At 42.9% G+C, this 22,936-nt stretch carries 39 protein-coding genes; 35 read left to right on the top strand and 4 right to left on the bottom strand.

Annotated features, from left to right (window positions below; genetic code table 11):
- Nucleotides 1-111 precede the first annotated feature (111 nt).
- The 4 genes from F7R19_RS15255 (at nt 112) to F7R19_RS15240 (ending at nt 2,925) form a co-directional block, all read left to right on the top strand.
- The gene (locus tag F7R19_RS15255; RefSeq protein ID WP_064804217.1) at nt 112-729 is read left to right on the top strand and encodes an HNH endonuclease; all 618 of its coding nucleotides are present in this window, start codon (nt 112-114) and stop codon (nt 727-729) included.
- Nucleotides 726-944 (top strand): hypothetical protein, encoded by a 219-nt coding sequence (locus F7R19_RS15250; protein ID WP_064804220.1) that lies wholly within the window; start codon nt 726-728, stop codon nt 942-944. Before F7R19_RS15255 ends, F7R19_RS15250 begins: the two co-directional genes overlap by 4 nt.
- 70 nt (nt 945-1,014) lie before the next feature.
- On the top strand, nt 1,015-2,331 hold the full coding sequence (locus F7R19_RS15245; protein ID WP_064804223.1) for a DUF4116 domain-containing protein: 1,317 nt from the start codon (nt 1,015-1,017) through the stop codon (nt 2,329-2,331).
- Nucleotides 2,332-2,340: 9 nt separating this feature from the next.
- Nucleotides 2,341-2,925, top strand: coding sequence for an ankyrin repeat domain-containing protein (locus F7R19_RS15240; RefSeq protein WP_064804225.1), 585 nt, complete (start codon nt 2,341-2,343; stop codon nt 2,923-2,925).
- Nucleotides 2,926-2,955: 30 nt separating this feature from the next.
- Here F7R19_RS15240 and F7R19_RS15235 read toward each other — a convergent pair whose 3' ends face one another.
- Nucleotides 2,956-3,141, bottom strand: coding sequence for a hypothetical protein (locus F7R19_RS15235; RefSeq protein ID WP_150981139.1), 186 nt, complete (start codon nt 3,139-3,141; stop codon nt 2,956-2,958).
- A gap of 147 nt (nt 3,142-3,288) precedes the next feature.
- Here F7R19_RS15235 and F7R19_RS15230 point away from each other — a divergent pair, with 147 nt between their 5' ends.
- From F7R19_RS15230 to F7R19_RS15205, 6 genes are all read left to right on the top strand, one after another.
- Nucleotides 3,289-3,471: a hypothetical protein gene (locus F7R19_RS15230; RefSeq protein WP_064804227.1), complete on the top strand. Its 183-nt coding sequence runs from the start codon at nt 3,289-3,291 to the stop codon at nt 3,469-3,471.
- Between the two features lie 65 nt (nt 3,472-3,536).
- Nucleotides 3,537-3,965 carry a hypothetical protein gene (locus F7R19_RS15225; RefSeq protein WP_064804229.1) on the top strand — a complete coding sequence of 143 codons (429 nt, stop codon included), beginning with the start codon at nt 3,537-3,539 and terminating at the stop codon, nt 3,963-3,965.
- The gene (locus tag F7R19_RS15220) at nt 3,962-4,474 is read left to right on the top strand and encodes a hypothetical protein (RefSeq protein WP_064804231.1); all 513 of its coding nucleotides are present in this window, start codon (nt 3,962-3,964) and stop codon (nt 4,472-4,474) included. Before F7R19_RS15225 ends, F7R19_RS15220 begins: the two co-directional genes overlap by 4 nt.
- Before the next feature lie 23 nt (nt 4,475-4,497).
- Entirely contained in the window at nt 4,498-4,686 is a 189-nt protein-coding gene (locus F7R19_RS15215; protein ID WP_150981138.1) for a hypothetical protein, read from the top strand.
- 9 nt (nt 4,687-4,695) lie between these two features.
- Complete coding sequence (locus F7R19_RS15210; RefSeq protein ID WP_064804233.1) at nt 4,696-5,022, top strand: hypothetical protein; 327 nt, start codon at nt 4,696-4,698, stop codon at nt 5,020-5,022.
- 151 nt (nt 5,023-5,173) lie between these two features.
- Nucleotides 5,174-7,021: an AAA family ATPase gene (locus tag F7R19_RS15205; protein ID WP_150981137.1), complete on the top strand. Its 1,848-nt coding sequence runs from the start codon at nt 5,174-5,176 to the stop codon at nt 7,019-7,021.
- A 107-nt stretch (nt 7,022-7,128) separates the two neighbouring features.
- Here F7R19_RS15205 and F7R19_RS15200 read toward each other — a convergent pair whose 3' ends face one another.
- Nucleotides 7,129-7,371, bottom strand: a complete 243-nt coding sequence (locus tag F7R19_RS15200) for a helix-turn-helix domain-containing protein (protein WP_064804239.1) — start codon at nt 7,369-7,371, stop codon at nt 7,129-7,131.
- A 151-nt stretch (nt 7,372-7,522) separates the two neighbouring features.
- Between F7R19_RS15200 and F7R19_RS15195 the strand changes: the two genes are divergently transcribed.
- The 12 genes from F7R19_RS15195 to F7R19_RS15150 all read left to right on the top strand — a co-directional run bounded on the left by F7R19_RS15195 (nt 7,523) and on the right by F7R19_RS15150 (nt 14,241).
- A complete protein-coding gene (locus tag F7R19_RS15195; RefSeq protein WP_064804241.1) occupies nt 7,523-8,407 on the top strand; it encodes a hypothetical protein in 885 nt (294 codons plus the stop codon).
- 25 nt (nt 8,408-8,432) lie between these two features.
- Nucleotides 8,433-9,578, top strand: coding sequence for a hypothetical protein (locus tag F7R19_RS15190; RefSeq protein WP_064804243.1), 1,146 nt, complete (start codon nt 8,433-8,435; stop codon nt 9,576-9,578).
- Between the two features lie 272 nt (nt 9,579-9,850).
- The gene (locus F7R19_RS29765; RefSeq protein WP_156669019.1) at nt 9,851-10,006 is read left to right on the top strand and encodes a hypothetical protein; all 156 of its coding nucleotides are present in this window, start codon (nt 9,851-9,853) and stop codon (nt 10,004-10,006) included.
- A gap of 184 nt (nt 10,007-10,190) precedes the next feature.
- Nucleotides 10,191-10,439, top strand: a complete 249-nt coding sequence (locus tag F7R19_RS15185) for a hypothetical protein (protein WP_150981136.1) — start codon at nt 10,191-10,193, stop codon at nt 10,437-10,439.
- Between the two features lie 28 nt (nt 10,440-10,467).
- Nucleotides 10,468-10,758 carry a hypothetical protein gene (locus F7R19_RS15180; RefSeq protein WP_064804245.1) on the top strand — a complete coding sequence of 97 codons (291 nt, stop codon included), beginning with the start codon at nt 10,468-10,470 and terminating at the stop codon, nt 10,756-10,758.
- Between the two features lie 55 nt (nt 10,759-10,813).
- A complete protein-coding gene (locus F7R19_RS15175; protein ID WP_064804247.1) occupies nt 10,814-11,362 on the top strand; it encodes a helix-turn-helix domain-containing protein in 549 nt (182 codons plus the stop codon).
- Entirely contained in the window at nt 11,355-11,741 is a 387-nt protein-coding gene (locus tag F7R19_RS15170; protein WP_064804249.1) for a hypothetical protein, read from the top strand. The genes F7R19_RS15175 and F7R19_RS15170 overlap by 8 nt, the downstream gene beginning before the upstream one ends.
- A 9-nt stretch (nt 11,742-11,750) precedes the next feature.
- Nucleotides 11,751-12,899: an RNA polymerase sigma factor FliA gene (locus tag F7R19_RS15165; RefSeq protein WP_150981135.1), complete on the top strand. Its 1,149-nt coding sequence runs from the start codon at nt 11,751-11,753 to the stop codon at nt 12,897-12,899.
- Nucleotides 12,863-13,246 (top strand): DUF6262 family protein, encoded by a 384-nt coding sequence (locus tag F7R19_RS15160; protein ID WP_150981134.1) that lies wholly within the window; start codon nt 12,863-12,865, stop codon nt 13,244-13,246. The genes F7R19_RS15165 and F7R19_RS15160 overlap by 37 nt, the downstream gene beginning before the upstream one ends.
- Before the next feature lie 235 nt (nt 13,247-13,481).
- The gene (locus tag F7R19_RS29760) at nt 13,482-13,628 is read left to right on the top strand and encodes a hypothetical protein (RefSeq protein ID WP_156669020.1); all 147 of its coding nucleotides are present in this window, start codon (nt 13,482-13,484) and stop codon (nt 13,626-13,628) included.
- A gap of 14 nt (nt 13,629-13,642) precedes the next feature.
- The gene (locus F7R19_RS15155; RefSeq protein ID WP_064804253.1) at nt 13,643-13,915 is read left to right on the top strand and encodes a type II toxin-antitoxin system Phd/YefM family antitoxin; all 273 of its coding nucleotides are present in this window, start codon (nt 13,643-13,645) and stop codon (nt 13,913-13,915) included.
- Nucleotides 13,912-14,241 (top strand): type II toxin-antitoxin system RelE/ParE family toxin, encoded by a 330-nt coding sequence (locus F7R19_RS15150; protein WP_064804255.1) that lies wholly within the window; start codon nt 13,912-13,914, stop codon nt 14,239-14,241. The genes F7R19_RS15155 and F7R19_RS15150 overlap by 4 nt, the downstream gene beginning before the upstream one ends.
- 123 nt (nt 14,242-14,364) lie before the next feature.
- Here the strand turns inward: F7R19_RS15150 and F7R19_RS15145 are convergent, their stop codons facing one another.
- Complete coding sequence (locus F7R19_RS15145) at nt 14,365-14,568, bottom strand: hypothetical protein (protein WP_064804257.1); 204 nt, start codon at nt 14,566-14,568, stop codon at nt 14,365-14,367.
- Between the two features lie 107 nt (nt 14,569-14,675).
- Between F7R19_RS15145 and F7R19_RS15140 the strand changes: the two genes are divergently transcribed.
- On the top strand, nt 14,676-15,116 hold the full coding sequence (locus F7R19_RS15140) for a hypothetical protein (protein ID WP_141718658.1): 441 nt from the start codon (nt 14,676-14,678) through the stop codon (nt 15,114-15,116).
- 42 nt (nt 15,117-15,158) lie between these two features.
- Here F7R19_RS15140 and F7R19_RS15135 read toward each other — a convergent pair whose 3' ends face one another.
- Nucleotides 15,159-15,647 carry a hypothetical protein gene (locus F7R19_RS15135; RefSeq protein ID WP_064804259.1) on the bottom strand — a complete coding sequence of 163 codons (489 nt, stop codon included), beginning with the start codon at nt 15,645-15,647 and terminating at the stop codon, nt 15,159-15,161.
- A gap of 316 nt (nt 15,648-15,963) precedes the next feature.
- On the opposite strand from F7R19_RS15135, the gene F7R19_RS15130 reads away from it, so the two are divergent.
- The 12 genes from F7R19_RS15130 (at nt 15,964) to F7R19_RS15075 (ending at nt 22,698) form a co-directional block, all read left to right on the top strand.
- Nucleotides 15,964-16,317, top strand: coding sequence for a hypothetical protein (locus tag F7R19_RS15130; protein WP_064804261.1), 354 nt, complete (start codon nt 15,964-15,966; stop codon nt 16,315-16,317).
- 64 nt (nt 16,318-16,381) lie between these two features.
- Nucleotides 16,382-16,795: a hypothetical protein gene (locus F7R19_RS15125; protein ID WP_064804264.1), complete on the top strand. Its 414-nt coding sequence runs from the start codon at nt 16,382-16,384 to the stop codon at nt 16,793-16,795.
- 72 nt (nt 16,796-16,867) lie between these two features.
- On the top strand, nt 16,868-17,185 hold the full coding sequence (locus tag F7R19_RS15120) for a hypothetical protein (protein ID WP_064804266.1): 318 nt from the start codon (nt 16,868-16,870) through the stop codon (nt 17,183-17,185).
- Between the two features lie 35 nt (nt 17,186-17,220).
- Nucleotides 17,221-17,415 (top strand): hypothetical protein, encoded by a 195-nt coding sequence (locus F7R19_RS15115; RefSeq protein ID WP_064804268.1) that lies wholly within the window; start codon nt 17,221-17,223, stop codon nt 17,413-17,415.
- A 141-nt stretch (nt 17,416-17,556) separates the two neighbouring features.
- Complete coding sequence (locus tag F7R19_RS15110) at nt 17,557-18,297, top strand: hypothetical protein (protein WP_150981133.1); 741 nt, start codon at nt 17,557-17,559, stop codon at nt 18,295-18,297.
- Nucleotides 18,298-18,361: 64 nt separating this feature from the next.
- A complete protein-coding gene (locus tag F7R19_RS15105; protein ID WP_064804272.1) occupies nt 18,362-18,793 on the top strand; it encodes a hypothetical protein in 432 nt (143 codons plus the stop codon).
- A 65-nt stretch (nt 18,794-18,858) separates the two neighbouring features.
- Nucleotides 18,859-19,398 carry a 3'-5' exonuclease gene (locus tag F7R19_RS15100; RefSeq protein WP_064804274.1) on the top strand — a complete coding sequence of 180 codons (540 nt, stop codon included), beginning with the start codon at nt 18,859-18,861 and terminating at the stop codon, nt 19,396-19,398.
- Nucleotides 19,395-19,637 carry a hypothetical protein gene (locus tag F7R19_RS15095; RefSeq protein ID WP_064804276.1) on the top strand — a complete coding sequence of 81 codons (243 nt, stop codon included), beginning with the start codon at nt 19,395-19,397 and terminating at the stop codon, nt 19,635-19,637. The genes F7R19_RS15100 and F7R19_RS15095 overlap by 4 nt, the downstream gene beginning before the upstream one ends.
- A 322-nt stretch (nt 19,638-19,959) precedes the next feature.
- Nucleotides 19,960-20,214: a hypothetical protein gene (locus F7R19_RS15090; protein ID WP_064804278.1), complete on the top strand. Its 255-nt coding sequence runs from the start codon at nt 19,960-19,962 to the stop codon at nt 20,212-20,214.
- A 67-nt stretch (nt 20,215-20,281) separates the two neighbouring features.
- Entirely contained in the window at nt 20,282-21,208 is a 927-nt protein-coding gene (locus tag F7R19_RS15085) for a hypothetical protein (protein ID WP_064804280.1), read from the top strand.
- Nucleotides 21,209-22,030: 822 nt separating this feature from the next.
- Nucleotides 22,031-22,342: a hypothetical protein gene (locus F7R19_RS15080; RefSeq protein ID WP_150981132.1), complete on the top strand. Its 312-nt coding sequence runs from the start codon at nt 22,031-22,033 to the stop codon at nt 22,340-22,342.
- Between the two features lie 56 nt (nt 22,343-22,398).
- Nucleotides 22,399-22,698, top strand: coding sequence for a hypothetical protein (locus tag F7R19_RS15075; RefSeq protein ID WP_150981131.1), 300 nt, complete (start codon nt 22,399-22,401; stop codon nt 22,696-22,698).
- Nucleotides 22,699-22,936: the final 238 nt, after the last annotated feature.

Genomic DNA, 22,936 nt, shown 5'->3' with positions numbered 1-22,936 from the left:
AAGGTATCTTGCAAGCCTAGATCAAGACTATTACTCATACATGATCGACCAATACACTTGATTAAGTGTATTTATCTGGTATGTTGTCTTGTTAACCACAAGAAGAACAACATGACCATACTAATAACAACATTCCTACTACTTGGCATTGTCCTAATCGCCTACGGCTTATTTTCCAAGCCAAAATCCAACCAGCAAACACAAGAAGGCAAGATCTTGCCCGACATGATTCCTTGGAAGATGTCTGGGGTAAATGTCCGCTCTAGGCTTACCGAGACCCAATGGAACGAGCTGAGGAATTATGCGAAGCGCAAGAAAGGCTTCTGTTGTGAGGTATGCGGGGGCAAGGGAAAAGCCCAAGGTTTCAAGCACGACGTCGAGGCTCACGAGGAATGGGTTCACGACCACAGAACCAGAACCCAATCCCTCACAAATATCCTCATCCTTTGCCCGCTTTGTCACAAGTTCAAGCACATAGCCTTTACTGACTCTAGAGGCTACGGGCCAATGGTTAGAGCTCACATACAGAAGGTCAACGGCTGGACTGCCGACCAGGTAGAACTGGCCATCAACAGAGCCAAGCACGAGGTCAAGCAACTCAAGGGAGTCTGGAAGCTGGATCTCACCTACCTCAATAGCTACCCCTACCAGGTCAAAGAGCAGAACAACCAACCAATCGTCTTCACCACCCAAGAGAACCGCTTTTGCCGTAAAGGGGTGTACGAATGAACCCCATCATTGCTCTGGCTATCGGCTTGCTCTTGGGCTTTCCTTCATGCTGGAAACTCATCCCACTTGTTGCCTTCTTTATATGGGCATTGTTCCATTTCTACTCAACCGAAATCGCTATTCAACTAATGAACCTACAGCGATGGTTAGAGAATGAGCTTGAAGAAATAGAAGCTGAAGAGATGAAGAAGAAAGAACAAGAAAATAGCAAATAAATCAAGCAATTAACTTGATTTATGCCAATATTCTGATATAGATGATGAATGAAACCAACAAGGAATCTATATGGAAAAAACACTTGATCAAATAGAGCCAATCCAAATCACCGACGACTTTGAGAAGATGGCTCAAGAGCTTTACCAAAGTGATTGCAAAGACAAATCCAAGCTACTACCACAAGAATATTTTGACAATGAAAAGTTCATGATCGCTTGTGTTGAACAAGATGGCGACTTGGCTAAATACGCCTCAGACAGATTAAAAAACAGCCGAGAGTTTGCTCTTGAAGCACTAGATGCCGCACGTAGTTTATGGTTCGGAACTTCCACTTTTCCTCTTGCAGACATGAGCGATGAGGTCAGAAACGATAGAGATTTCTATCTATCTGCCTTGAATTCAAAAGCAAGAAAAACCGGAATTATGGACTCAATGGGGGATGAGCTAAAACAAGACAAGGAGATTGTCCTTGCCTATGCTCATGCAATTCATGCTGAGACTTGGGATGATGATTGGAGAGACGCGAAAAGCAATGAAACAGCCCAAGAGAAATTCAAGCACTATTTGAAAGCTGATCCAGAACTCATTGAACGAGCTCGCCAAAGAGCCGAAAGACCCAATGCCTCAGAGAGGGACAAACATTGGTTTGAGACTTTAAGTGCCCAAGGTCAAAGTGGCAGATATTACTCTCTACCATCCAACCTACTTGCAGATAAGCCTTTCGCAATGGACCTAGTAGCAGCCGATCCAGCAGCATATCTTAACTTAGATAGACATCTCCAAAAAGATACTGATATTGCCCTACAAGCTCTCAAAGGGGAACACCAGTTCTATCCTGTTTTAGATAGAGAGCTTCTTGATAACAAAGACTTCGCTCAACAAGCCGTTAAGGTATCCCCAGAAATTTTCCACTATCTAGGCGACGAGCTACGAGCAGATAGAGAAGTCTTCAAAGATGCTTTATCACACAAAGATTTCAAACCAATCTCTGAGGGACTTACGAAAGAAGTCGAGCAAGAATTGCATGGTACAGACTACAAAAAACCCGCTACCAGCATTGAGCCATCATTCTTGTCCGACAGAGAGCTTGTGCTTGAGATGGGAAAGAAAGACAAAGAGATTGTTGCGAAAGCCTCTTATCCACTTAGAAACGATCCAGAGCTTATTCTTGAGACAAAAGCCTACGATCACATGTCAGATAAATTGAAAAGCATGGTCGGCAATCAAGACCCTGAGCAAGCATTAAACCGAATTGTCAACAAGAACAAGCTTGACATCAACCTTGCTCAAAAAGATCCATACGAAGACATGATGAGGAAACTTGGGCTTGAGCATAAGACTAAGCAAAATCAATCAATGACCAGAGAAGGCAAAATTAAACTATAAGGAGAAACTATGGATTACTACACAGTCAACGAGAATTTCATTTCCGACATACGTCAAGGTTATGTTACTGATGCCAAGAAGTTAATGGAGCATGAATTATTTGACGCCAACTACAGCGGAGAACGCGGATCTACACACCTTGAAGCAGTGGCAGCATCAAGAGACAATCCAGAGATTATGAAAGCGCTCATCGATAAGGGAGCCGACTCAAGACAATACCCATATGCATTGATACTTGCTTCCCATTGGGGGTATCTTGGCAATATGGCTGTCTTAATAGATCATGGGGCTGATATTCATGCAAAACGAGAACATGCCCTTGTAGTCGCCATAGAAGCCCACCAAACAGGAGCCACACAAATGCTCATTAACAAGGGAGCGGATGTCGAGATTGCGATTCCTCAAGTCAGAAACATTAAAGAGGAAACAGCTCAATGGGTGCGAGATACAGCGAACTCAGTAAAACTTGCCAACAAACTTGACACCACCCTTCCTCAAAAAGACAGCTACGAAGACATGATGAAAAAGCTTGGTATCCAACATAAGGACAAGCAAGAGCAATCAATCACACGAGCTGGAAAAATCAAGGTATGACACCAACACCACAAGCCCTCTTCGGAGGGCTTATCTATTGTGAGCCTCTATTTCATTCTGACGGCGATAGTCTTCGTCAAGTCTCTCTTTCATTTCACGAACAGCATCATCAACTTCGTTGACACCCACATCGCTATATATCAAGTGTTTGTGTTTGCCTTCTTCCACTACCCAGAAATGAAGTTCCTTCTCTCGTGCTAAATATTGATATTTCATCTATCAACCTCCTTTAATCCGTCCACAAATAGCAGAAAACAAAAGCAAGTCAAATTATTTTCAATAAGTCAAGATATTTCTTGCTTTCTATGTTGACAAATTCTTTTTATTCGTTATATTGAATATTGACAGATAAAAGGAGATGTTATGTTTAAGATGAATAAGCCATTGGAAAAGAAGTTAGATAAGAGTTTAGAGAAGAAGCAAGAGTTGGAACATACAACACTTGAAAAGCCCGAGGCTGAGAAATTCTTGAGCAAGGACGGCATCAAAAAATTTGCCAAGGATTTTTGGAAGTCTTTAGAAGATACAGGCAACTTCCAAGGATAAGTTCTCCAGCACCCAACCAATCAAGCTCGCTACATGCGGGCTTTAGGGGTACAAGGAGAACCAACATGAATTCAACAGACAGATTAAGAGGACAAAAAAACTATTTCATACTTGAGCTTTGCACAGAGCAAGAATTAAACAAGCTCGCCTCTCACTACGACCCAAGCCTTGTCATGCTTCCAACTGACAACTTGCCACAAGCCTACAAAGACAAGATGGCAGATATCAAGAGAATCAGAGAACAACAAAATCTTGATATGTACTTCAATGTCGGCAACCACACAGCCAAGCACGAGCAGATCAAGATTGAATTCTTGAAGAACGGGAAGCCTCTATTCTCTGCCGTCTTTGACGATCCCCTTCAGATGATCGATTCAGCTTACAAAGGCATTCAGAGCCTTCAAGCAGCTTTGGTCTACGACGACATGATGAAGAGCCTTGGGCAGAAGCACAAAGCCAGCAGCACCGCCAAAACTACAAGGAGCTTCAAATGATCGTTGAAGAATACACAATGGCCTTGGTTGCGAAATGGCACCTTCTAGACATGGAACAGAAAACCACCGTGGACAAGAAGCTTGAGATTGAATATATCCGTGACGACAGCCACAGCTTCAAGCGATTTCTTTTCAACCATGCTTTCTATGAGGGCTTGAAGGTTACTGAGTGGATTGGTTCAGATTGCTACGAGCTCAGCCTACAGAGCATCAGCAACCCAACCAGCAACAAGAGTCACTACAACCTTCATTTCTCTCTCAATCACATTCCAGAGAGCCAAGAGCTGATCGAGACCACATATCACGCTCACTTTGAATTGGAGCTTGCCAGGTACACCGAGAAGGCGATCCTCACCAGAACGAAGGAAGTCTTTCACCAACTCGCCCCTCTTGTCTTGGAGACCTACAAAGGCAAGCACACCTTCAAATGGGGTGAACTCAGACAGAAAACAGGTGGATTGATAGACAGACTGGACCAGCACGAAAAATGGCTTAGAGGTCAGTATTAAGAACAAAAACAAGGAGCGACGACATGAACAACTTAGAGACAAACTTGAATGACTATCTTTGGTATGTGAGAAAGCACAAGAAAGCTGACAAAGCAGCATATAGCTATCTCGCATCCCTACTTTCAAAGAAAGTAAGCACCATCATGCTTGCCAACAAGCTCTCTATTGAACTTCATGACAATGGAGGCTCCAAAGGCAAAGCAAAAATATAAGGAGACGATATGGAACTACAACAAGAAGAATTTCAGTTTTTCAAGAATAATCAAACTGACACAACACCCAAAGAGGATATCAAGGGCTTGCTTAAAGAGACGGGAGCATTCCTCTTCGTTAATGCATTCATGCTTGCATTGACCACTTCAGCTCTCAGAGACATGGCCGATGCAGCGAAGAACCCACACATAGGAGGTTTCCTACTTTTACTTGTCTTGCTTGGCTTTGCCTTTGTGGGATCTCTCACCACGGCAGGCTTTGTAAGAAGTGGAGTTGCCTTTCTTCGCTCAGCAGAGAAGCTATGCAAGGCAATATGGAGGAAACTAGACAGATGAGAATACGAACCAAAATCTAAGGAGCCGAAAGGCTCTTTTTTATTGCCTCCACTTATCTTCAATTGTGTCTCCTGTCTTTTATTTTAGTTGCTATGTTGACAAACTCAATATAACCGTTAAATTGAAGTTATAACAACAACAAGGAGACAATATGATTGAAGAAACTACTCTTGAAATTGATGAATACTTTGAAGGGTTGCCACCTTATCTACAGCTTGCCATCAAAAAAGGCTCAGTAGCAACTGTCAGAGCCCACCTTAATCCAGAACACAACAAAAACGCCATTTTATGCAAGGCTGCATATTTAGGTCATTTAGATATCGTCAAGCTTCTTGTTGAAGAATTTGACACCAATATCCGTGCTTTTGGTGACTATGTTCTTGAAGTCAGTATGATGGAATACCATTCCGATATTTATGGATATTTCAATGAAATCGTTGGCGAGCAAGAGGAAAACAATGAAGGCGATCCAGGCGATGAACCCACTTTCCCCTCTTTTGATTTTGATTTTGATGAGGATGACGAGGAAGAGGAGGAAATCAAGCCTGAAGAGAAGGAGAAAAATGACACTGACTGGAAGCAAACACTATTAGATGCAATTCCTATCAACAGACACCCATTGGATGATTCAGACAGCGAATTCATTCAAGCACTTGAAAAATCAGTTGAAACTCTTGAGCAGCTTGTTGAGATTTATCCCGAAGATGATGGCCTCTTCTATGTTCAGTGCTATATGAAGATTTTTGAGCCCTTGGTAACTGATCAACACACGGAAGATGCTGAGGAAATTTGCAGATTTTTCAAAACAAGACGAGATGCCCCACAGTTTGTCAGAGCAAGACTTCATCGATATTTACAATCAATTGAAGTGAAAGACAACCACTTCACAATGGAGACCAAAAGTAAGGAACTTCATGCCATCAATCGTATCAGACTTAGCGGATTCAAGGCTTCGCATTCAGAATACTACAAATTAGCCAGCGATATTATCTATAGCCACTATGAGAGAGAGCTTAATGGCGATACCGTTCTTTATTTAGCCAGAGATGGGAAACAACCAGAGGATTTCAAAAAGGTGACTTGGTATGACGAAGCATCATTGAGAAGACATCATAGAAGTCTTGAAAGAGGTCCGCATGTCCCATTCATCGGCAAAATCTTGAGACAACCTTCTCAAAAACCAAAAATAATCATTGAAGACGAAGCCGTGTTTGATGAGCTTCAAGACATTCGCTTCTACAAAGCTCAGTTCAGATTGCTTGAAGAGACCAACAAGTTTCGTGTCAATCCCATCCTATTGCTTGGCTCACCAGGTATCGGTAAATCACTATTTACCAAGAAACTTGCTGAAGCTCTTCAAACCAGCATGACCTATGTGGACATCTCATCAGCAACAACAGGACGTTTATTAAGTGGGGGAAGCTCTACATGGAATGATGCTAAACAAGGCAAGATCCTTGAAGCTATGGTTGAGAGTTCAACAGTCAATCCAATCGTTGTCTTGGATGAGATAGAGAAGCCCGTTAGAGAAGACAATGATCCCAAGGCACCTCTCTACCAGTTACTTGAAGAGAACACCGCCAAGACCTTTACAGACGAATTTATAGACCATCCAATCGATTGTTCAGGTGTTATCTTCATTGCTTGTGCTAATGAGCTTGAAGGCATTCCAGAGCCATTATTGACCCGATTCAAAGTCTTTGATATCCCAAGCCCAACCAAAGAAGAAAGAACCTCTATCTGCAAGAAAATCTACAATGAGGCAACAAGAGGATCAGCATTGTTCAATCCAAGCATGAGCGAAGATTTGATTGATAGTCTTATGATCAAGTCTTTGAGAGAGGCAAAGCAATATATCAATGATGCCGTTGCCAATGCTCTTCTTGAATATACCAAGGAAGAGTTGAAGGAAATGAAATTCAACGGGGATATGATTGAGGTTCAAGCAAGACACATGAACCTACCACAACAAGAAGCCAAGAGGAAATTCGGATTCTAATAAACAAAAAAAGCTCCAACTTGGGAGCTTTCTTCATGCCGTAAGAATGTTAATCGCACAGATCGACTCAGCACGGAGCTAAATGCTCTATGTTGTTGACGATAACCCTAGTCCGTGTCGTCAAGATGCTTGAAAAACTCTGACGGCTTCATCTGAAGCGCAACAATAATCTTGAGGATGTTGATGAGGGCTAGATTGTGTTCCCCTCGCTCAATACCCCCCATGTAGCTTCTATCTATGCCACAGAGATCTCCAAAGGTCTCTTGCGAGTTGCCCCGTTCTTTCCGTAGACGGCGAACAGTGGCACCAAACAACACGAGAGCAGGGTTTTTTTCATTGCCTTGAACCATGCGCCCATACTGGCCCGTTGATGCACATAGCACCACGGGATATGATTAGCAATGCGGGATATGGTTCCCATTTCGGACCACCCATTCCCACATTAGCGTGACCAGGCACGAACTCAAGCCAGGTTGACCATCCCTTGCATTTGGAGACCCAATGACACACTCAAAGCTCTTCGCAACCGTGGCCGCAGTGCTATCGCTCACGGTTTGCACCACCGCCCTTGCCGACAGCACCGGCATTGCTCGCCGGTCCTCAGAAGGCAAGGTCTACGAGACCACCTTCGATATGACTTCCCAATTCAAAGATGGGGATGCCACCTACAACACATGGCGAGACTTTTATTGGTCTAAAGCCAAGAAGGATTATCAAGGACTGGCGGAAGATTTCTCCTTTGAATACAACAAGAACTCAAATGCCTTCGGCAAGCAAGATCTTCTCAAAGCACTGACACCCAAACTTGACGCCTCATATAGCACGGCACAACGCATCAAGAATGTTTCAATCAAAACACCTTTTACAGCCAGTGTAAAAGCCTACCAACCCGGAAAAGGCTTTGCCATTTATGCCTCAGTAAATAAAACCAACTTCATAGACAAGTACCGCAGTCTTGGATATGGCAGTGGCCGATATTACCTTGTCTTGCTCAATCCCAGCTTCAAGACAAACGGCTTCAATCAAGCCACCGATTACTTCTTCAATCCCGACGAGCAAACAGCACGGAAGCTTGAAGGCTATCTATCGGCTCACCGAAGCAATGCCAATGACCTTGTTCTCATGGATATTCAAGTCAATGGCTATGTTCTCTACACAGAATCACAAGGCAATGATCGTTACACGGTAATTGCCCCAGATTCCATTACTTTGCTTGGCAAGAACCGAGAACCCATTGTCACGATTGAAAGCAAGTACATGGACAAGACGGTTCTCATTCAGAACGACATGGACGGCGACCCGACGATTAAGGCAATTTTTCAGAAGATCAAGAAGGCGTTTGGAGTCAAAGATGCTCCTAAAACTGGCGGCGTCTATTTGAGCTAAACAATCAATCAACAAGGGGAAAGTAATGAAAAAAGCAGCACTGACCACGGCTACCATTCTCACCATGATTCTTGCTGGATGTGGTGGAGGTGGAGGCAGCGATAACAACTCGCAAACCAACACCCAACCTTCACAGCCTCAAATCAGCACCACTCAAGCGAATTCTCAAGCCACTGCCTCAGCTCTCGGGGCAACCACTATCAGCACCGACAACAGCAAGGAAGTGTTTGACCTTGCCGCCGATATTGGAGATACATGGCGACTGACGGTCGACACCAAAACGGGCAACTATCAAGTAGTTCCGAACAACTCTCAATATGGAGTTGCTACCGAGTCGGGAACACTGACCCGCACGGTTTTGGGCAACTTCGTCAACTACACCCTAGCGGGCAAAATCAGTCTCTATCAAGACCTTCAAACAAAGACGATATCGGGGACTATGACCGTTGGAAGCAAGTCAGCTTCCGTTGCTGGCTCTCCCTATCAAGTAGCGAACATGACGGCTCTTGCTGGCACCTACAACTTCCTTGGCACCACACGAGACCCGCAAGGAGGAACCCCAGCAACATTCCTTGGTGGACAGCTCCAAATCAACAGCGATGGAGCTACAGGAACCTATTGCCTTGCTGGGACGGTCTCCAGCTCGGGATGTAACCAGATTGACCCCGCCAAGCCCACGGAGAAGCACAACCTCACTCTGAGCAAGGATGTGAACAGCGGCATCATTACCATGAAGCTTGATGGCGCCAATTTCGGCAATGTCTTCGTGCAAGCTGGTGATCGTGGTCCCGTGCTGGTTGTCGACCACTATGCAACCGTTGCCCCTCTGACCGTTGGCAACCTCTATGCAGTGAAGACCCAAGCTCTCCAAGGCAACGAGTTTGATGGAAGCTGGCTTTGCTCGTATTTCGGCAATCTTGTAGGCACCCTCAAGAACAGCGGAACGACTATCAATGTCACCCAAGGCAACAGCTCTTGGCAAGAAACACTGACCTTGAACAAGGTCAATGGAGCCAGTGCAATGTACGACTTCACGGGCATGGCAACCTCTACCAAGAACGGCGAAAATCAGCTCACAAGTGGAGTTCTTGTGTTGCCTCTGTCGGCAAGCTTGGCAGTGATCGAGAACGACGGGCAACATGCCATTTCCGTTTGCACCCGGATGAATTAAGTTAAGCTCAGCAACACCATGAAAAGCCCCCTAGAGGGGCTTTTTTATTTGTCTGGACAAGTCGCCCCTTCATCTTCAAAAGAACATTCGTTCTTTGCGAGTCAAGCTCGCTGTCAAAGTCTTCCCACCCTACGGGCTTCCTTATTTAAGAAGCTCCAATGCATCCTTTTATCGTCAAGTTTACCGTTTATCTTAAAGTCAATAAACTATGTTGACATATTCCGTTTATTTGTTAAATTAGGTATATATAGATAACAAACAAGGAGAATAACATGTCTATCGCATCATTAAAAAGAAAATTCGCATATTGGGAAAAAGAATTCAAAGATGAATCCAACAATCTATCAACTGTAGATTTCATATTTGGATTTACCTTGCTTGTAACATTAATCAGCATGGCAGCAATTAACTTGGCTCAATCAATCTAAGTTCCTCAACCAAACAATAAGGCTCCCAAGTGGAGCTTTTTTGTTGCCCTCAATAAATCCCTATCTTGCCACTTATCGCTAAGTTTACCGTTTATCTTAAAGTCAATATAAACCAGTTCTTTATGTTGACAAATTCTAAATAATCGTTAAATTGAATAATGAAAGAACCATTTAGGAGAATACCATGACTACAAAAACAGAAATCAAAAGTGCTTTAATTACATTGGCAAAAATTTGGGGCATCAATAACCATTCAATCAAATCAGAAGGCGACACATTCACCTTGATCGACAAATCAAGTGAAACAATAGCCAAGATATATTCTGGCAACAAAGATGAAGTCTACGAAGCAGTCACAGATGACATGCATGAAATCGTATGGACTGACAAGCCCGATTACAACCCATTAACAGATGCAGTAAGAATCGCTTAATACCAACAACTACAAAGGAGACTAGAAAATGACAACCATCACAATCATCAACAACTTAGACAAGTACAACTTCAACTCCCACAAACGCACCACAGCTCATTTCAATGTGTGGAACGACGATGGCAGCGTCTTGTATAGAAACATCAGCTTATGGGGCAATCTTTCAAAAGCAACATGCCTTAAAGTCATCTCAACCAACTATCTTTCAGACGAAGAATACTTCGAGCAATACAAGGAAACTCGTGAAGAAGGACGGCAATGGGTACGAGAGAAATTTGTCGAGAAAAACGGTTCTTATTGGGACTTATTTGCAGAATGAACATTAAACCAACAAAGCCCCAATCAAGGGGCTATTAAATAACGAAGGAGACAACATGAAAACAAACCAGAAGAAAGCGGGAATTGAGAAGATCAAGGCCACAATCAAAGAACTAGGCGAAAGTGGCGTAAAGACCACCCAAAGCAATGTCGCTCAAACATTGGGTATCAGCCGTCAATCAGTAAGCAAGACCCTTGCTTACAACAACGAGAGCAATGAGAAGTATCGCCTCAGTGAAGACGAGCTCGCTATGTTCGTCGGGCAGTTGAAGAGCATGGACACAGCAGCCAAAACCATCAACGAATTGAAAGAGGTTGTCGGTTATCCCCGCACAGCTCAATCCTTCTACAAGCTACTTTGCAAGCACGAGATCCCCTTTGACGACTCTCGCTTTGCCAGTGCTCAGCGATCCAAGGCACGACCAGGCGGGACCAGGCACAAGCTTATCAATCTGAAAGAGGATGTGAGCAACTTGACTATTCAAGAGCTACACAAGCTTATCGATTGCCAAACATCCATTCGTTCATTGCGAGTCATTTGCTACCGCAACAACATCGAATACAAGAAGCTAAGCAACCACAAAGGAGGCAAGAAAAATGTTTGATAGCAACCTAACCCCAGCTCAGAAGAAGAAACGAGCAGCAGCCCAGGTGCAAGGTCGCAGAGAGGACGAGGCTTTAGAAGAGCAGAAACACCAGAAAGACCTTGAGGATGTGACATCCACCTTTGAGATGCCATTGCTTCTTAAAGCCGCAGAACTAGCAGGATGGAAACCAACCAACCGAGAGGAATCTATGAGAAAGCAAGCCGAGGGAGCAACACTATTCTTGATGTCTCTTGCTACTGAGAGCAAGCACAAGTCATGTATGGAGCTTATCACTCAGCTCATAGCAATGGATGCCATGAACAGCAACTACGAACCAGAACCACAACGAGAAAAGAGACCTAGTCCTTTCTTGATAAGAAGACCAACCATGAGATAAGGAGACTATATGGGAAAACACACACAACCAAAAGCACTAAAGGAGATTTACGAAGCCATTGAATCATTGGAAAAGCAAGGAATTAAGCCAACGATCTCAGAGGTTGCCAAATCACTTGGCAAGGCTTATGACACAATCAAGGGCACACTCAACTATCACAAGCAAAAAGATTTATTGACCAAGTTGAGGACCTACCAAGAATATCCAAAACAGAATCGTTCTGACAAGCAAGCAATACATAGAGTTAGAGAGGCAATCGCGGAACTAAATGCCAAGGGAACAAAAACCACCACAGCCTCTGTCGGCAGTCACTTGGGCATAAGTAGACAAAGAGTTCATCAAATCTTGAATGAGTTTGATGAGTTCTCAAGCTTGGATAATTTTCAGCAACGAGATGAACTTGAGCGAATTTCCAAAGAGTTGAAGAATTTTGACACAAAAAGCTTACTTCACTCAGACATAAAGAAGCTACCAATAGATGGTCTAGCTAGTCTCAATTCTTACCAGATGAGTTTATTGCTATCCAAATACAAAATACCTCATGCCAACAACATCATCGATAAAATTAAGTTAATTGACAACACAGAGCAATACACCGCTCAAGAGCTACACAAGATTGTCGGGGGAAATTTCAGAAGATTAAGAGAAGTTCTCTATGCTGAAAAAATACCCTTCAAGAATGGAAGAAGAAATAAAGACACAGTTGCAACTATTCTTCAAAGAATCAGTGAGATTGATACTTCAAAATATACATCACGAGAGCTTTACAAATTATTGAAAATGGATGGATCATTAGCAGCATTTTACAATCTTCTTAGGAGCCACAAGATTAAATGCGCAAGAATAAGAAATAAAGACACAGTTGCAACTATTCTTCAAAGACTCAGCGAGATTGACACTTCAAAGTACAACATAAGTAGCTTGGCTAGGATGATTGGAACCACTCGCCAAACACTTTCCAAGATTGTTGCCGAGCATAATATTCCAGTTTTTAGAGATCGTCGCTCAAAGGATGAGTTTGTGCAACCAGCTTGCAAAAAACAAGATTCCATACAAGAGAGTCAAACCTGGACCCAAGAAAAAATAAGACAGCCAACTAATAACAACTATAAGGAGGAAATATGGCAAAAAACACACAACAAAACATTGAGGAAGTAAAGGTTGCAATCGGCACATTGTCTGAAGCCAACAAAAAAATAACGGTCAAAGCAATCAGCGAGCTTACTGGCATCACTAAAGCCGCCATCTACAAGTATGAAGTCGCTAGGCAATATGTACGACATCACAAGGAGTACAGCCCAAGAGTTTTATTTGTACCTTCCTCCCCACAAGAGGACGACGAGCTAGACAGGATATTGGCTTCAATCGATTCAGACAATCCATTCAATGAACCTGAGCCAGCCAAGGTCAAAGAGAAGCCTAAAGCTGAGTCTTATGAGTTACGCATTCCAAATGCCTTTGAGCGGCAGCAAATATTTCTTGATGTCGTTTCCTTCCGATATTGATGACGAAGACAAGCAAGACATCGCTGATTATCTGGCTATCGTATTGAAGAGAAAGCTTAAAATCTAAAACCTAACCCCTCGGTCTTCAGGGGAATGATTATCAGATTAAATTAAAAGACAACCCATTGAGGTTGTTTTTTTGTTGTTGTTCTTATTGATGTTTCGGGGATATTGATGGATGAAAGACTAAATTTGGTCTATAATTAGTCCTGTAGTCACCAACCAGGACGAAGCCATGAGCGACACCCCGAAGCTGATCCCCTCTGACACTTGGCAGACCCAAGCCCGAGGCGACAACGACAGCGAGTACCAGATCTACAAGACGAATGCCGAAAGCCTTGGCTGGACGGTCAAGACTTACGAAGAATGGCTCAACAGCTAAGAGGAACGGACACCATGAAGCTCTCTGAACAGATCAAGCCCATCTCTTACTTGAAGTCTCACACCGCTGAAATCGTGAAGGACTTCGCTGAGAACCGTAACCCGCTGATCATTACCCAGAACGGGGAAGCCAAGATGGTAGTGATGGACATTGCTACCTACGAAGAAACGCAAGAAACAATGGCTCTCTTGAAGCTCTTGGCTCTTGGCAACAAGCAGATCGAGGAAGGCAAGTTCGTGACCGCCGAAGCCTTCTTTGCCGAGATGGACAAGGAAGGTGAGGAATGACCCGCCCCGTCTTTGTCCTGAGTGCCGCCAAGGAGGACTATCGGGAGATCCGAACCTATGTGCGCAAGAACTTCGGCAACACGGTTTGGCAAGAGGTTGATGCTGAGTACAAGAAGGTTCTCAGCCAACTTGGAGAGATGCCCGAAGCTGGCTCTATCCCCCAAGAAATCGTGACCCTTGGATTGACCGATTGCCGTCAAAGACTCGTGCGACAGACCCGAGTGGTGTATCAAATCAAGGACGACGGCATCTATGTTCATATGTTCGTAGATACCAATAGAGACTTCCAAACCATGCTCTACAAACGACTCATGAAGCTGGTTTAATAAGAGCCCCAATTAGGGGCTTTTTTCATGGTTTCTAGCCTCTCCAATCAGTGAGGTAGACCTACGGCACCACCAACAACAAAAAAGCCCACGTAGGGGCTCTTTCGTGAGTTTCTGAGGGTTCTATTCTTTGGGATAGCTGGGATGGTTGCTTTTGACCCAGATTCCCACCGCTTCCTCACATTCCTTGTTGAACTGGAAGACCGCTTGAATCGGCATATCACCCGTTGAGATCTCGGGGAAGTTCTTTGCAACCTCATCCCAAAATGCTTGTTGAGCTTTCTCAGCCACTTCCTCAACTTGCTTCTTGATATCTTGAATATTCATGATTAACCCATCTTGTTGAATTGATGGCTAAATCATAGCGTACATCTTCAAGACTTGATCATCTTATTTTTCTTGTTAAAGTATATTTATTTATATGAGGAAGAAGAATGAGACAAGGAAGATATGAAAGCAATGGAACCGTTGAATATTTCAAGGACGACAAACTACACCGAGAAGATGGACCCGCCATGATTGATGCTGACGGCTACAAGGTATGGTTTGTCAATGGACTTCGCCACAGATTAGATGGTCCTGCCGTTTTGGGACCAGACGGACATCAAGCGTGGTATGTTGAAGGAAAGCTTCACAGAGAGGACGGACCAGCCCTTATTCTCAAAACTGGAACAAGAGAATGGTTCATTCATGACAAGAGAATCACGGAGCAAGAATTCAATCAATATCTCAAAGCAAAAGAGCTTTGCACTGACAAGACTCCACCACAAGAGCAAGAGAAGATTCCAGCACCTTTCAATACTCAGCTACAAACCAAACTAGCCGCTCTCAAGTGCTTGAGATCAGATAAGCAATCCAAGACCATTGAGCGATAAAAAAAGCCCCGATTTAGGGGCTTCATTCATTCTTGGGGGCTATCACTTCCGAGACTTCTTGATGTCAGCCCAACCCTCAAGCTCATCATTGAGGAAGACGGTTTCGGGATACTTGGCGAGGATGTTTGCCCGCAACTCGGGGCTATCGGGAGCATTCCACGAGCTGTACGACTTGGCGACACCGTTCTCATCAAGCTCGCCCTCTTCAGCCTTCATGAGCTTCTTTTTGGCTTGTTTCTTGAGCTTCGCAATCGCCAGCTCATAGTTCACGAGATCACCGAGGAAGCAATCAGCCGTCGCATATTGGAATTGCGGATAGGTTGCCTTGGCATGGTCATACAAGGCTTGCTCATCCTCCTGATTGGTGAAGCTCACATGAACGGCAGCACCATCGCCGTAATCAGCAGCGTCACCGAGAACCTTGCCATCTTTCATGATGGTAGCAATCCAGCCAGAACCTTCAATTCCAGTCGTGTTCTTGATACCTACGGCACGATAACCAGCCGAGAACTTCTTGATAGCCTCAATCATTTCTTCACCTCATCAATAAAGTAGATAGTGAAGAAACTTTAGCGTACATCTTGCAAGAAGAGTCAACAAGAACAACAAATATTAGTCGTCCAGGAAAAAGCCAGGTATCGCCCAGGTCATCTTAAAGAACATTCGTTCTTTGCGAGTCAAGCTCGCCGTCAAAGTCTCCCACCCTACGGGCTTCCTTATTTAAGAAGCTCCAATCCATCCATTTATCTTGAAGTTTACCGCTTATCTTAAAGTCAATAATCTATGTTGACATAATCCGTTTATTTGTTAAATTAAATATATAACCAAAACAAACAAGGAGAGCAACATGGACTTATTGGCATACTTCAAAAGACACGAAGAAATCAAATACACCATTTTTAGTGAAATTGCAGGATTCTTCAGAATTGAGCTTTGTGTTGGCAAAAGCGAAGAATACTTAATGGATGACTTCAACAACTATTACAATGAAATCGAATATTACCACCTTGCCGATGATGAATTTCTCGATGAGTTTTACAAGCTCAACCAAGGAAAAATCCAAGAGTTTAGCCACAATTGGTACGACTTCAATCAAGTTCCTGAAGATCGAAAGAAAATGACTTTATTGGACTACTACATGAACGAAATGGCGTGGTCCAACTACAACAACATCTTACAGATGGCAAAGGAAGCAGTCTAAACAACAAAAGGACTAACCCACCTCAACGGGCTATCCAATAACAACAATAACAGGAGAAACCACCATGAAACCATCAATCATCAAATTAATCACTACAGCATTGTCAGAAAAAGAGTACAAGATTCACAAAGGCAAAAACAATTGGGACGGGAAAGTTAACTATGTCATCACTCACAAAGACGGCATTACCATCAGATTTGAGCCTTCCGACAACAAAACAATCCAATCATTGATCAATGAGCAATATTACATGATCAATCATTTTGAAAACGAGATAGCCAAGCACGAAAAAATGATTGAAGACGAGCTTGTTGATATGCACCTATTTCAATACAGCCACTCAAAAATGACACTCAATGAAATATGGAATAAAGCAAAAGAGGAATACGATCAAACCATTCAAGGGCATACTCAAAGCATTAAAAAGACAAAAGAAGTCATTGTCGACCTACAAGAGCTATTAGCATTAGCAACCTAAACAGCCCTAAGACCTCCCAACTCACTAGCTCGCTATATGCGGGCTTTAGGGGTGAACAGACAAGGAGGTCATATGCAATTTGAAGTCATAACCGAAAGAACAAAAACCATTACAGAGACCAGCATCCAACTTGTAGAAGCTGACTCCAAAGAAGAAGCTATCCAGAAAGCCGCTGAACTTCCTCATACCAATGTCTCATGCGAATCCACAAACAAGGAGATCACATTCGCAGTAGAAGACCTACCTGGTGCAGAAGAGGGAATCAAAAAATGCCGCTGGCTTCTTGCCAGCATGTGTGCCAAAGACGATGCTGAAGAAGAAGAGGATGATCCAGCCATCTACGACGAGAAATATTTTCAGTTTATTGATTGGTTGAATAAGAACGGTTAAGAACAAGAATAGGAAACCGCCATGTCAAAAAGGCAATGGCCTTAGAAGAGGTCAAGAACCAAATCACCAAGTACGGCTTTACTCTCAATGACCTATCCAGAGAGCTTGAGCAAGGCAAGCAAAGGAAGAGAAAGGCCAGATCGATAAGCGTTCCCGAGGCTACCAATAACAAAATCAAGCTTGACCCACCAAGCCAAGTCAAAATCAAACTCACTGACGAAGACGATTGAGTTTTCAGTTTCTTAAATGAGGATGGTTCATGCCATCCTTTTATCGTTAAGTGAACCGTTTATCTTAAAGTCAATAATCTATGTTGACATAATCCGTTTATTTGTTAAATTAAATATATAACAACAAACAAGGATAATGTCATGAGCTACACCATTTTACAAAGCACAAAAGTTTTTCAATTAGTCGATCAAGACGGCAAATCAATCATTGCCAGCGGTGCCGTTTCAGAAGACAACAATGTTTCACCAAAACGCTACGACACTATCTATTTCAACGCAGCAGCAAAGACAAAAAGCCAGCTTGGTGTTGAAACAGCTCACTATGCACACTCAATCTTAACTGGTTGCCTTCAATTGAAAAATGGAAACGGCATATCAACAGAAGACGATGTTAATACAATCACCCGCCGTTTCTTAAATAACCTTCAAAAAGCAAAAGTCGTTAATGTGGAGAAGATTATTTTCTCCGAGAAAAAGGTCAATGTGATTTTCGGGGAAGAAGGAATCGCACAACTTAAAAAGCATGAGCCAAAATTCAGATTCTATGATGATCAGATGGATGGCACTTGGGGAATGAGCTTGATCCAAGACGACGAGGATGAATTCAAAGCATCCAGTTTCTTAGTGAGTGATAGAACTATTGAGCAATCAATCGAATTATCAAAAACAGACAGCTATCTTCCAGTTTTATTCAAAAAAGGCACTATCACAGAAGACCAGCTTGCAACCCTTATCAAAAATCTTGACAACTGGGTTTATGGCAAGCTTTTACAGAGAACAGACACCCGCTTGAGCCAAGAAAACTATGACAAGCTTATGGCTGAAATGGAAGGAACCGACAACTTTAGATATATCGATTCCAAGCAATTCTTAGCCAAGTAAGAAACACAAGGATTGGTCCACCTTACGGACCTTCCACTTATAAAAACTACAAAGGAGACCTACCATGAAACAAGTTTATGAAGTTTTACTCAATCAAACATACATCCATACCGCTACCGTTCACATTGAGGCAGCATCAGAAGAAGAAGCCAAAACTATTGCCTGCCATATTTCAGACGACGATCTTGCTTCCATAGATTGGGATTGCGAGCCAATCAACGGCACCGAAGCATCACAAGCAAGAGCATTGGAAGAGGAAGAAGTTGAAGACTGGAACATCATCAATAAAGTTCAAGTTGTCGTGAACTTCCATCAACGCGGAAAAAATTGCTATGTTGTTAAACAGCTTGGAAGATGGGTCAAGGGCAACACCTACGAACAGCAAAGAGACAACAAGGGCTTTTATTTATACTTGAGCGAATGCTCAAACATAGAAGAAGCCAGAGCAAAGATGGAAGAGCTAGGATTCTTTGATATCAAGGATTGGAACGATTGATGGCAGACAAGGACTAGCCCACCTACAACGGGCTACCCATATAACAACAAAAACAAGGGGAAAACATGAGCAACTACATTATTTTAGATACAGAGACCACGGGGCTAGACAACACCGCCGAAATCGTTGAAATCTCAGTCATAAACGATCAAGGCGAAGTCTTGCTTGATACCCTAATCAAGCCCACCAAGCCTATTCCTCGAGATGCCACCGCTATCCATGGCATTACCAATGAGATGGTGGCCGAGGCGCCTACATACGACCAGGTACACCACGAGCTCATTGCCCTACTAGAGCAACACACCTGCTACATCTACAACAGCAGCTACGACACCAGGCTCATTCGTCAGACCGCCGGCCTCTATGGTCTCCAGTTTGACAGCTCCAAGTGTTCCTTCTCTTGTGTCATGGAGGACTACTCAGACCGCTTCAATGACGGCTACTGGTCCAAGCTCATCCATGCCTACCACCATGCAATCAGTGTCACCAAGAGCGAGCCAATCACTCTCAAAGCTCACAGAGCCCTTGCAGATTGCCTCATGACATTGGAAGTCATCAAATTTATGGAGCAAGAAGAAGAACAATCAGACAAGGAGGCTTTATGAGCAAGCAACCCATCCACAACCTAGACGAGCTCATCAGATCTATAAAGAGGGGGAAAGCAGTCAAGTTCACCAAATATGACGAGATCCCATTTCAGACATGGTTGACTGACTACTTACAGAAAACAGAGGCTAATTTCTATCATGAATACACCAAGAACGGCTACACCTTCTTTAATGGAAATGCCCCCGTAATCATGTTGTTTCCAGAGAAAGATGGAACTATCGGATGGACATGGTAATAAAGGCTCCCTAGTGGAGCTTTTTTTATTTATGGAGATGGAAACCTACATCTCCCTCTAAGTCATCTTTAAGGAAGCATTCGCTTCTTGCGTGTCAAGCACGCTTGCCTAAGTCTTCCATGCCTACGGCAGATCCGCCAGGAACAACCCCAAAATCTTCCTAAAGAGCCGCACGGCGATTGAATGTACCATCACTTTATATAAACAACCTTCTATCTTTAAGTTTACCGTTTATCTCAAAGTTATATTTAATCTTGATTTAATGTTGACATATTACTTTTATTTGTTAAATTAAATATATAACCAAAACAAGGAGACAATCATGAGTTTATTAGTCAGAGCAGAAATCATCAAAGTCATCATCCAATATCTTCCAGTAGTTCCAAAAACCAACTACTACAAAGACAAGAGCTACACACAAGAGCTTTATGTTGAAACAGCTTGCGATAGATTGGGGGTTGACTACTTCGCCATGCCCAACTATGTGAAACATGAATTATGTGACTTTGCCCACGAGGCTATCGTTCGTGAATACAAGAACATCGCAAAGACTCAGAAACAAGCGGTGTTAGCTTAAGAAATAGGACTAGCCCACCTTAAGGGCTACTCAATGGTTAAATTAAAATACAACAAGGAAAATCAACATGAACTTAAAACAAAAAATACTTGGCATCTTCAGCGATGAAGACATCATAGACAACGGCGAGTACAGATGGATTTCATTTCAATACACCGTCAAGCAAATTGAAGACTACTTCTCAAAACACTTCCCCAATAGCCTCTATGTTGCCAATCTTTCTGGCTATGTTGATCCAGGCGATAAAAGACCATTACGCCACCACTTGAAAAACTTCACAAATGAATCAGCCAACGACATTCTGAGACAAATTGGCATCTACATGAGGAAGAAAGAGCTTTTAAAGGCAAAGAACTATCCATTCTATACAGATGAACCAACCCACTTGCCAATGGATTGTGTTGCAGAAAACAAAGCTTTAATAGACGACGAGGGAAACTTTCATAGAGACTTGGACACAACCATCAGAATCAACATATTGCAAAATTCTTGTATGAAATGGGCAGCAAGAAGATTTTGCTATAACAGCGAGGTCTTATTAGCAGTCTTATGCCAAGGAGAATTGCTTAATGCTTTTGAATGGCACCTTAGAGAAGACTACGCCTTTCTTCAAGACCCTTGGTTTATTGATAAATACAGAGATGGCGAATACTACACTTGCGACAAAGAAGAAATTATTGACTTCATGATCAAGAAGCTCATCCCTATTGTGGAATACGAAAAGCCAATTATTCAGCTATACGAAGCAGCAAGAGGGGCAATCATTGAAGAATCACTCAAAGACTATCTTCCTCACTCCCTAGCAATTGAACAAGTGATGAAGGACGATAAATCAAGAGCTGTTTTTGAGCAAGCTATTGAAGCCGATGAAAAGATGGAAGGTGGAACAAAAATCCAAAACCTTGAATTACTCAGAAAACAAGCGATGGCTCACAATTTGGACAAGGAGCTTCCAGCAAAAGAAACCAACACAAAATCAAGATGCAAGATATGAAAAAGAACAACGATCACACCGCACTTGAGATGCACGAGGAAGAGTTTGACTTATTCAAGATATCAAAACCAAAGCAAGAGCCAGAGACTCATCCCAGCTAGAAACAAAAATATGCTCTACTGGAAGGATTGGACCCAAAGAGCTCAATGCCATTGCTCAAAGAGTGCAAGAAGACGCGATAGTAGCCAAGATAGTCGCTAAGAAATAGACAGCCCCAAAGGCGGGGCTAGTTTGTCCCGACAAGTCGTCCAGAGGGGTAGAGAAAGCATTCGCTTTCGTTGCGGTCAAGCCGCTTGCTGACGCACCAGGCACAGCCAACCCGAAACCTCACACCGCCACCAGGTCGATTGCCACGAGCTCATACAGCTTCACCAGGCACACAGACCATTTCCCAGCTCGGGATCTCCCACATCCCCTCAGAAGAGCTCCAAGTCCCGTTTCTGAGCCTCAGATCTATCCCGCATTGTAAAAATCGACACAAAGGCACTTTTTAGCCCCGTGGAGCGATTTTTCCTCTCAGACACACGAATGCACCAACCAGCCAGAGATATCGCCTTGTAGCCCCATTCTCGCAAGCCGATTCTTCCAGGTTTCCGCTTAAAAGTCGTTCAAGAGTCATCCTGGCGGGGCCAACCCCTCCCGCTGCGCTCGGCTCCAATTTAATGACAGGTTGTCACCTCTCTTCTCAAACAGTAAGTAAAAAGCATCCAGTTATCTTGAAGTTTGCCGTTTATCTTAAAGTTATATTCCATCTTGCTTTTATGTTGACATATTACTTTTATTTGTTAAATTAGATATATAACAACAAACAAGGAGAATTTTATGTTTAATTTTTTTATACCCTTAAATTTGGCACAACATTTTGAAACTCAAAATATTGATTTCAAAGAAAAGCCATTAGAAACCATCGTCATCCATGTTGAAAAAAGAGAATGGAACATCGATGCAATAAACGAGTTACTTGGATTCGACGAAGAAAATCCAGAATCAATGAGCAACTTAGAAATTGCCACCATGCTTCAAACACAAGCTTATTGGGAATACAGAAGACACCGCCATCTTCTAGATTGCAGAAAAGAATTTGTATTGGGATATGCAGCAGAAGATTCAGAAGATGATGGATACCACGACTAAGAACAACAAGGGCTGGCTCACCTATAACGAGCTAATTAACCAACTAAGAGGACACTATGAACAAACTTATTGAGAAAATATTTGAGATGGAAAAGCGTGATGTATTTTATGGGTTGTATCTTTTCTTTTTCCTTGCCCTTGGAACAATGAAGGTCAATGAATCATTTGGCGTATTTTTACTTGCCGTCGACATTTTTTCTCTTGTCGCCTACATCAACATCAATTACTGGGCAGAGATATGTAAGAAAGACGTAGAGCAAGAACACAAGGAAATTGAGCAAGAGTTAAATGGCAGTGAAGAGTTCCAACCCTTAAAAAACAAAACAACCAACAACACCAAAAAGGGGATATTATGAGCATACTTAAATTTATATGGGATTTATTCAAGAACATAGGAAGAGGCTTGATCGTTCTCTTGGGCTTCATTGCCGCACCAATTTTTTGTCTTTTGTTTTTCCACTTCTTCCTTGAAACCGTGCCAGATTGGTTCTTACAGATCTTTTATGGAAGCGCCACAGCTATCCATTATAGAAACTTTGCCGACAGAACCGGCTTTGTAGACATACTTTCTATCTTATTTTATCTATGGTACTT

Source organism: Cupriavidus pauculus, from assembly GCF_008801835.1.
Classification (GTDB): Bacteria; Pseudomonadota; Gammaproteobacteria; order Burkholderiales; family Burkholderiaceae; genus Cupriavidus; species Cupriavidus pauculus.
The sequence above is the reverse complement of the archived record's forward strand: the minus strand, read 5'-3'. Positions and strand labels throughout refer to the sequence as shown.

What these genes read in the sequence shown, in the direction of transcription:
- F7R19_RS15165 (WP_150981135.1), top strand. Translation starts at nt 11,751, where the DNA reads ATGGGAAAACACACACAACCAAAAGCACTAAAGGAGATTTACGAAGCC.
- F7R19_RS15245 (WP_064804223.1), top strand. Translation starts at nt 1,015, where the DNA reads ATGGAAAAAACACTTGATCAAATAGAGCCAATCCAAATCACCGACGAC.
- F7R19_RS15175 (WP_064804247.1), top strand. Translation starts at nt 10,814, where the DNA reads ATGAAAACAAACCAGAAGAAAGCGGGAATTGAGAAGATCAAGGCCACA.
- F7R19_RS15155 (WP_064804253.1), top strand. Translation starts at nt 13,643, where the DNA reads ATGAAGCTCTCTGAACAGATCAAGCCCATCTCTTACTTGAAGTCTCAC.
- F7R19_RS15255 (WP_064804217.1), top strand. Translation starts at nt 112, where the DNA reads ATGACCATACTAATAACAACATTCCTACTACTTGGCATTGTCCTAATC.
- F7R19_RS15115 (WP_064804268.1), top strand. Translation starts at nt 17,221, where the DNA reads ATGGCCTTAGAAGAGGTCAAGAACCAAATCACCAAGTACGGCTTTACT.
- F7R19_RS15110 (WP_150981133.1), top strand. Translation starts at nt 17,557, where the DNA reads ATGAGCTACACCATTTTACAAAGCACAAAAGTTTTTCAATTAGTCGAT.
- F7R19_RS15225 (WP_064804229.1), top strand. Translation starts at nt 3,537, where the DNA reads ATGAATTCAACAGACAGATTAAGAGGACAAAAAAACTATTTCATACTT.
- F7R19_RS15075 (WP_150981131.1), top strand. Translation starts at nt 22,399, where the DNA reads ATGAACAAACTTATTGAGAAAATATTTGAGATGGAAAAGCGTGATGTA.
- F7R19_RS15160 (WP_150981134.1), top strand. Translation starts at nt 12,863, where the DNA reads ATGGCAAAAAACACACAACAAAACATTGAGGAAGTAAAGGTTGCAATC.
- F7R19_RS15140 (WP_141718658.1), top strand. Translation starts at nt 14,676, where the DNA reads ATGAGACAAGGAAGATATGAAAGCAATGGAACCGTTGAATATTTCAAG.
- F7R19_RS15170 (WP_064804249.1), top strand. Translation starts at nt 11,355, where the DNA reads ATGTTTGATAGCAACCTAACCCCAGCTCAGAAGAAGAAACGAGCAGCA.
- F7R19_RS15220 (WP_064804231.1), top strand. Translation starts at nt 3,962, where the DNA reads ATGATCGTTGAAGAATACACAATGGCCTTGGTTGCGAAATGGCACCTT.
- F7R19_RS15130 (WP_064804261.1), top strand. Translation starts at nt 15,964, where the DNA reads ATGGACTTATTGGCATACTTCAAAAGACACGAAGAAATCAAATACACC.
- F7R19_RS15205 (WP_150981137.1), top strand. Translation starts at nt 5,174, where the DNA reads ATGATTGAAGAAACTACTCTTGAAATTGATGAATACTTTGAAGGGTTG.
- F7R19_RS15100 (WP_064804274.1), top strand. Translation starts at nt 18,859, where the DNA reads ATGAGCAACTACATTATTTTAGATACAGAGACCACGGGGCTAGACAAC.
- F7R19_RS15120 (WP_064804266.1), top strand. Translation starts at nt 16,868, where the DNA reads ATGCAATTTGAAGTCATAACCGAAAGAACAAAAACCATTACAGAGACC.
- F7R19_RS15090 (WP_064804278.1), top strand. Translation starts at nt 19,960, where the DNA reads ATGAGTTTATTAGTCAGAGCAGAAATCATCAAAGTCATCATCCAATAT.
- F7R19_RS15185 (WP_150981136.1), top strand. Translation starts at nt 10,191, where the DNA reads ATGACTACAAAAACAGAAATCAAAAGTGCTTTAATTACATTGGCAAAA.
- F7R19_RS15145 (WP_064804257.1), bottom strand. Translation starts at nt 14,568, where the DNA reads ATGAATATTCAAGATATCAAGAAGCAAGTTGAGGAAGTGGCTGAGAAA.
- F7R19_RS15105 (WP_064804272.1), top strand. Translation starts at nt 18,362, where the DNA reads ATGAAACAAGTTTATGAAGTTTTACTCAATCAAACATACATCCATACC.
- F7R19_RS15150 (WP_064804255.1), top strand. Translation starts at nt 13,912, where the DNA reads ATGACCCGCCCCGTCTTTGTCCTGAGTGCCGCCAAGGAGGACTATCGG.
- F7R19_RS15215 (WP_150981138.1), top strand. Translation starts at nt 4,498, where the DNA reads ATGAACAACTTAGAGACAAACTTGAATGACTATCTTTGGTATGTGAGA.
- F7R19_RS15080 (WP_150981132.1), top strand. Translation starts at nt 22,031, where the DNA reads ATGTTTAATTTTTTTATACCCTTAAATTTGGCACAACATTTTGAAACT.
- F7R19_RS29760 (WP_156669020.1), top strand. Translation starts at nt 13,482, where the DNA reads ATGAGCGACACCCCGAAGCTGATCCCCTCTGACACTTGGCAGACCCAA.
- F7R19_RS15085 (WP_064804280.1), top strand. Translation starts at nt 20,282, where the DNA reads ATGAACTTAAAACAAAAAATACTTGGCATCTTCAGCGATGAAGACATC.
- F7R19_RS15200 (WP_064804239.1), bottom strand. Translation starts at nt 7,371, where the DNA reads ATGGTTCAAGGCAATGAAAAAAACCCTGCTCTCGTGTTGTTTGGTGCC.
- F7R19_RS15195 (WP_064804241.1), top strand. Translation starts at nt 7,523, where the DNA reads ATGACACACTCAAAGCTCTTCGCAACCGTGGCCGCAGTGCTATCGCTC.
- F7R19_RS15180 (WP_064804245.1), top strand. Translation starts at nt 10,468, where the DNA reads ATGACAACCATCACAATCATCAACAACTTAGACAAGTACAACTTCAAC.
- F7R19_RS15230 (WP_064804227.1), top strand. Translation starts at nt 3,289, where the DNA reads ATGTTTAAGATGAATAAGCCATTGGAAAAGAAGTTAGATAAGAGTTTA.
- F7R19_RS15125 (WP_064804264.1), top strand. Translation starts at nt 16,382, where the DNA reads ATGAAACCATCAATCATCAAATTAATCACTACAGCATTGTCAGAAAAA.
- F7R19_RS15095 (WP_064804276.1), top strand. Translation starts at nt 19,395, where the DNA reads ATGAGCAAGCAACCCATCCACAACCTAGACGAGCTCATCAGATCTATA.
- F7R19_RS29765 (WP_156669019.1), top strand. Translation starts at nt 9,851, where the DNA reads ATGTCTATCGCATCATTAAAAAGAAAATTCGCATATTGGGAAAAAGAA.
- F7R19_RS15240 (WP_064804225.1), top strand. Translation starts at nt 2,341, where the DNA reads ATGGATTACTACACAGTCAACGAGAATTTCATTTCCGACATACGTCAA.
- F7R19_RS15210 (WP_064804233.1), top strand. Translation starts at nt 4,696, where the DNA reads ATGGAACTACAACAAGAAGAATTTCAGTTTTTCAAGAATAATCAAACT.
- F7R19_RS15135 (WP_064804259.1), bottom strand. Translation starts at nt 15,647, where the DNA reads ATGATTGAGGCTATCAAGAAGTTCTCGGCTGGTTATCGTGCCGTAGGT.
- F7R19_RS15250 (WP_064804220.1), top strand. Translation starts at nt 726, where the DNA reads ATGAACCCCATCATTGCTCTGGCTATCGGCTTGCTCTTGGGCTTTCCT.
- F7R19_RS15190 (WP_064804243.1), top strand. Translation starts at nt 8,433, where the DNA reads ATGAAAAAAGCAGCACTGACCACGGCTACCATTCTCACCATGATTCTT.
- F7R19_RS15235 (WP_150981139.1), bottom strand. Translation starts at nt 3,141, where the DNA reads ATGAAATATCAATATTTAGCACGAGAGAAGGAACTTCATTTCTGGGTA.